The organism is Deltaproteobacteria bacterium, from assembly GCA_009930495.1.
Classification (GTDB): Bacteria; Desulfobacterota; Desulfovibrionia; order Desulfovibrionales; family Desulfomicrobiaceae; genus Desulfomicrobium.
The window spans coordinates 1-5,330 of record RZYB01000169.1 but is presented as its reverse complement, the minus strand read 5'-3'; the positions used below and the strand labels follow the sequence as shown (position 1 = coordinate 5,330).

The following is a 5,330-nucleotide window of genomic DNA, read 5'->3' as shown; positions in this document are numbered from 1 at the left end:
CGACATGCAGGCGGGATTTGAGCTGCCCCAGGAGCAGGGCGATGAACATGGCCGGCAGGGCGTAATCCAGGCCGATGGGGCGGATGTCCGTGATCAGGGAACTGGCGGCCAGGCCCAAAACCGTGCCCCCGACCCAGGCGCTCTGGGCGATGATATTGATGCCGAAGGTTTCGGTCGGGTCCAGCTCGCCCTTGGCAAAGCGACCGACATGCAGGGCGAAGGTCTCGTCGGTCATCTGGGAGGCGAAGAGCCCCAATTTGGTTTTGCTCCAGGGCCGCAGATACGGGGCCAGGGCGGCGGACATGAGCAGATGGCGCAGATTGACGATGAAGGTCGTGGCCACGATGGTCAGGGGCGCGGCGGCCGAGGCGAACAGGCCCACGGCGATGAGCTGGGCCGACCCGGCGAAGACCAGGACGCTCATGAGCACCGTGTTCAGGCCGGAGAGGCCGGATTTTTGCGCCAACACCCCATATGCGAAGCCCACGGGCACATAGCCAAGGATGATGGGCAGGGTCTGGCGGAAGGCCGAGGCCAGGGGGGATTCGGCCCGCGCGGGTTGGGACATGCTCGTCGAATTCATAATCGATAATCTCCTTGGTCGCACCCTAGCCAGAAACTGTTTGCAGTACAGATACAGTTTGCATAAATTTCGACCATAACAGATTGGTGACGTCGTCTTGGCCGCGAACACGGGAGAAGGCATGGAAGAGTATCGGTATCGCCAGATCGAACAGCAGATCATGCAGCAGATTTCATCCGGCACCCTGGCCCCTGGTGCGCGCCTGCCATCCCTGCGCCATGTCGGCACGCGCAGCCGGGTGGCGGTGAGCACGGTTCTGCAGGCTTACGCTGAACTGGAGCGTAAGGGCGTTATTGAATCCCGACCCAGGTCTGGATTTTTCGTGCGTCCCGGCGTGAGGGAGCTGCCGCCGCCGCCCCGGACGCCGCGTCCGGTGTTGCGACCGCATACCATCAACCGGAGCCAGCTCATCGGCGCGGTGCTCGAAACCGTGGGCGACCGCGAACTTTTGCCCCTGGGTATCAATTGCCCGTCCGAGGCGCTGCTGCCCCATCGGGAACTGGGGCGGGTCGCGGCCAAATTGGCGCGGACCGATTCCAGGGAGATGGTCGGCTATCTGCCCGTGGAGGGCAGCCTCGCCCTGCGCCGTCAGCTGTCCCTGCGCGCGGCCCAGGCCGGTCTGGACGTGCGGCCCGAGGAGATGCTTATCACCTGCGGCGCGCTGGAGGCCCTGCATGTGGCCGTGCGCAGTCTGGTCCGGCCCGGCGACAACGTGCTGATTCAGGCCCCGTCCTATTTTTGTTTCCAGCAGCTTCTCGAAAATCAGGGCGTGCGTTCCATCGAAATTCCCTCCCACGCCCGCCATGGCGTGGACCCTGGCGACGTGGAACGGGCATTGGGGCGGTTTGACATCCGGGCTTGCATTTTCACGCCCAATTTTAACAACCCCGATGGGTCCCTCACGCCCGACGCGGCCAAGGCCGAAATCGTGCGTCTGCTGGCCGGGCGCGACATTCCGCTCATCGAGGACGACGTGGCCGGAGATCTGCATTTTGGCCCGACCCGCCCTTCGGTTTTCAAGATGTTCGATACCAAGGGACTGGTTGTTCTGTGCTCGTCCTTTTCCAAAACCCTGTGTCCGGGCTATCGCATCGGCTGGATCATGCCCGGCCGTTTTTTCGCCCAGGCCTACGAGGTCAAGGCCACGACCAATGTCTGCTCGGCGACGCCGACCCAGGAGGCCGTGGCTCTTTTTCTTCAAGAAGGCCGGTACGAGCGCCATCTGCGAGGCCTGCGCCGCAAGATGCACGAGCAGACCCAGGCCATGCAGCTGCGGGTGGGGCGGGTTTTCCCCGAGGGGACGCGGGTCAGCCGGCCCGAGGGTGGCGGCGTGCTGTGGGTGGAACTGCCCGGCGGCGTGGATTCGGTGGAGCTTATGTATCGGGCCAGGGAGCAGGGCATCAGCATCGCGCCGGGCACCATTTTTTCCACTCAGGACAGATTCGCCGGGCATATCCGCTTGAACACGGGCAATCCGTGGAGCGCCGACCTGGCCCGGGGCGTGGAACGTCTGGGGGAATTGGTTCGGGGGATGCTGCCCGGGGCGCGGGGCTAGGTCTCTATTGTGTCAATTTTGTCATATTGACGCTGCCCGACCCCTGTCCCATGACTTGCGGTCATGAACACCGTTCCTCTCAAGCTGTATGTGGAATTGGCCACCCGGTGCAATCTGGGGTGCGCCATGTGCGTCAAGCAGTCCCGGGGTTGGAACTGCGACGACGCCCTGATGGACGTCTCGGTTTTCGAGGCCCTGGCGCCGGTTTTTCCCCGTCTGGAAATCCTCAATCTCAACGGCGTCGGGGAATCCCTGCTGCACCCGGAGCTGCCGGCCCTGATCGCCCATGCCCGGGCCAGGGTGCCGGATACATGCACCGTTGGTTTTCAGTCCAACGGGATGCTGCTTACCCAGGATTTGGCCGAAAGGATGATGGCCGCTGGCTTGGATCGGATCTGCTTTTCCGTGGATTCGCCGGACCCGCGCGAATTGAACCGGCTGCGGGCCGGCGCCGAGCTGGGTCAGGTGGGGCATGCCTTCGAACTGATGCGTGATGCCGCCCGTCGTCCGGGCTCCAGGGCCCTGGAACTTGGCGCCGAAACCGTGGTCGGCGCGCGGAATTTCGAAAGCCTCCCCGAGACCGTGGCCTGGTGCGCCGGGCGCGGAGCCAGTTTCGTGATTGTTTCCAATATACTGCCCTACCATCCGGCGCATGCGCGACAGACCCTCTACACGCCGGTTTCCTGGCGGTGCTTGGATTTTTGTCGGCAATGGGAACGGCAGCTCGTGGCCGAGGGGCTGAATCTGCACCGTATTTACGACTCGTTTTACGCCGTGTTCCGGACTCCCGAGCAGCAACGCCAGGTCGAGATTTTCCTGGCCATGATCGAGGAGGCGCGGCGGCGGGATTTGCAATTCAGCCTGCCCAATGTCCTGCGCGTCGATCTGGAGCGCATGGAGCGGGTGCGCGAGGTTTTTGCCCTGGCCGAGGATGAGGCCCGGCGGCGGGGCGTCCGGCTGGAGCTGCCCAGCCGAGCGGCCAGGGAGCCCCGGCAGTGCCCCTTCGTGGAGACGCCAAGCCTGTTCGTCGCTTGTGACGGCACCCTGGCTCCCTGTTATTACCTTTGGCACGACTACTCCCATTGGCTGCTCGGGGCCGAGATCCGCGTTCGGCAGTTCGCTTTTGGCCGGGTTCCGGTCGACGATCCCCTGGCGGTCTGGAATTCGGACGCCTTTGTCCGTTTTCGGACCGAGGCCAGAAGCGAGGAATACGCCCGGTGCGCGGACTGCAGCGTGGCCCCCTGCGACTACGTCCAGGGCTATCCCCATGCCTTCGAGAGGGATTGCTATGGCCGGGTCGTGCCCTGCGGCTCGTGCCCCTGGTCCGGCGGCGGTTTCGCCTGCCTGCAATAAAAAAGGGAGGCCCGAGCCTCCCTTGATACGTGGTGCTGGATTCCAACCGTCAACCCATGGCGGCCGGGCCGGTTTCCTGGGTGCGGATGCGGATGGCGGCCGCGCATTCCAGGACAAAGATCACGCCGTCTCCTTCCTTGCCGGTCCGCGCGCCGGCGCTGATGGCCTCCACGGCCGGTTCGACAAAATCGTCGTTGACCCCGATTTCCAGACGTACTTTCTTGAGCAGATTCACTTCTAGGACCACGCCGCGATAGGTTTCGGTGAAGCCTTTCTGGCGGCCGCTGCCCAGGACGTTGGTCACGGACATGTTGTAGATCTTTTTGCTGTAGAGCTCCTGCTTGACGGCGTTGAGGCTCTCCGGGCGGATATAGGCGATGACGAGTTTCATGGTGACCCTCCCTTATTCGTTGGTGAAGATTTGGAAGCCGTTGTAGGATTCCATGCCGTGTTCGGTGATATCCAGGCCCTTGAGTTCCTCTTCCTGGCTGGCGCGCACGCCCATGGTGACCTTCAGGAGGCCAAAGAGGGCCAAACCGGTGCCGAAAGCCCAGGCAAAGACAGCGGTCGCGCCGATGATCTGGGTGGTCAGAAGGCCGGCGCCACCGCCATAGAGCAGGCCAACGCTGGAGCCATAACCGGGGGCGGCGAAGAGGCCGACCATGATCGTGCCGAACATGCCACACACGCCGTGGACCGAGGACGCACCGACCGGATCATCGATTTTGAGAACCTGATCGATGAATTCGATGGACGCGACAACCAGGACGCCGGCCATGAGGCCAATGCACAGGGAGCCGACGGGGGAAACTTCATAGCAACCGGCGGTGATGGCCACCAAGCCAGCCAGGGCGCCGTTCAGGGACATGGAGGTATCCGGCTTGCCGTGCTTGATCCAGGCGTAGACCATGGCGCCCAGGGTGCCCATGCACGCGGCCAGACTGGTGTTGACGGCGATATAGCCGATGGAGCCGTTGACGGCCGTGGTGGAGCCGGGGTTGAAGCCGAACCAGCCGAACCAGAGGATGAATACGCCCAGGCCCGCCATGGGGATGTTGTGTCCGGGAATGGCCCGGGCCTTGCCGTCGGGGCTGTATTTGCCGATGCGCGGTCCGATGATCAGGGCGCCGGCCAGGGCCATCCAGCCGCCCACGGAGTGGACCACGGTGGAACCGGCGAAGTCGATGAAGCCCATGGTTTCCAGCCAGCCCTTGCCCAGTTCACCCGCGCCCCACAGGGAGCCCCAGGCCCAGTGGCCGGAAATGGGGTAGATCAGGGCCGAGACCACGACGCTGACGACGATATAGGCCGCGAACTTGGTCCGCTCGGCGATGCCGCCGGAGATGATGGTCGCCGAGGTGGCCGCGAACACCGACTGAAAGAACCAGAACGTCAGATCCCACTGTCCGGAATCCGTTGTCGGGTCGACTCCGGTCAGGGCAAAGCCGGAGGAGCCGATGGCCCCGCCGATGTCCTGGCCGAACATGAGGCCAAAGCCGAGCAGAAAAAAGGCGGGTTGGCCGGCCGCGAAGTCGAGCAGGTTTTTCATGAGGATGTTGCCGGCGTTCTTGGCCCGGGCAAAGCCCATTTCGACCAGGGCGAAGCCGGGTTGCATGAACATGACCAGCATGGCCGCGATCAATGTCCAGAGCAGGTTGGCGTTGGATTGGGACAGGGCCTCGCCCTCGGCCAGGGCCAGAGCTGGCGTGGCCGCCAGAATCGAGGTCAGCGCCCAGACCTTGGGCCGGAGCAAGGCGGGAATTGGGGACGCATGCGTGTACATAGAAACCTCCGTGGTGGTGAGTGTGGATGCCTTGTCTTGAGCAACGGAGGTGCCAT

At 63.7% G+C, this 5,330-nt stretch carries 5 protein-coding genes; 2 read left to right on the top strand and 3 right to left on the bottom strand.

Annotation, left to right across the window (positions count from 1 at the left end; all coding sequences use genetic code 11):
- Positions 1-583: branched-chain amino acid ABC transporter permease (locus tag EOL86_11735; GenBank protein NCD26245.1), on the bottom strand; the 583-nt coding region annotated here is incomplete at its 3' end.
- Positions 584-704: 121 nt separating this feature from the next.
- Between EOL86_11735 and EOL86_11730 the strand changes: the two genes are divergently transcribed.
- Positions 705-2,138 carry a PLP-dependent aminotransferase family protein gene (locus EOL86_11730; GenBank protein ID NCD26244.1) on the top strand — a complete coding sequence of 478 codons (1,434 nt, stop codon included), beginning with the start codon at positions 705-707 and terminating at the stop codon, positions 2,136-2,138.
- Between the two features lie 63 nt (positions 2,139-2,201).
- Positions 2,202-3,491 carry a radical SAM/SPASM family putative metalloenzyme maturase gene (locus EOL86_11725; GenBank protein ID NCD26243.1) on the top strand — a complete coding sequence of 430 codons (1,290 nt, stop codon included), beginning with the start codon at positions 2,202-2,204 and terminating at the stop codon, positions 3,489-3,491.
- Between the two features lie 49 nt (positions 3,492-3,540).
- Here the strand turns inward: EOL86_11725 and EOL86_11720 are convergent, their stop codons facing one another.
- Both EOL86_11720 and EOL86_11715 read right to left on the bottom strand, forming a co-directional pair.
- Positions 3,541-3,882, bottom strand: coding sequence for a P-II family nitrogen regulator (locus tag EOL86_11720; GenBank protein ID NCD26242.1), 342 nt, complete (start codon positions 3,880-3,882; stop codon positions 3,541-3,543).
- 12 nt (positions 3,883-3,894) lie between these two features.
- Positions 3,895-5,274 carry an ammonium transporter gene (locus EOL86_11715; GenBank protein ID NCD26241.1) on the bottom strand — a complete coding sequence of 460 codons (1,380 nt, stop codon included), beginning with the start codon at positions 5,272-5,274 and terminating at the stop codon, positions 3,895-3,897.
- Positions 5,275-5,330: the final 56 nt, after the last annotated feature.